Annotated in this window: 1 protein-coding gene; it reads left to right on the forward strand. The window is 49.9% G+C overall.

The genetic code is table 11. The annotated features are described in order from the left end of the window. A partial coding sequence (locus HMPREF2726_RS06370; RefSeq protein WP_148132485.1) for an EF-Tu C-terminal domain-related protein occupies positions 1–449 on the forward strand: 449 nt, incomplete at both ends.

The following is a 449-nucleotide window of genomic DNA, read 5'->3' on the forward strand; positions in this document are numbered from 1 at the left end:
ATCCACGTTGGTGACGAGATCGAAATCGTAGGTCTGAAAGAAACTCAAAAAACCACTTGTACCGGTGTTGAAATGTTCCGCAAACTGCTGGACGAAGGTCAAGCCGGTGACAACGTAGGCGTATTGCTGCGCGGTACCAAACGTGAAGAAGTGGAACGCGGTCAAGTATTGGCTAAACCGGGTACCATCACTCCGCACACCAAATTCAAAGCAGAAGTGTACGTATTGAGCAAAGAAGAGGGTGGTCGTCATACTCCGTTCTTCGCCAACTACCGTCCTCAATTCTACTTCCGTACTACCGACGTAACCGGCGCGGTTACTTTGGAAGAAGGTGTAGAAATGGTTATGCCTGGTGAGAACGTAGCCATTACTGTAGAACTGATTGCGCCTATCGCTATGGAAGAAGGTTTGCGCTTTGCGATTCGCGAAGGTGGCCGTACCGTAGGTGC

This window comes from Neisseria sp. HMSC074B07, from assembly GCF_001810355.1.
Classification (GTDB): Bacteria; Pseudomonadota; Gammaproteobacteria; order Burkholderiales; family Neisseriaceae; genus Neisseria.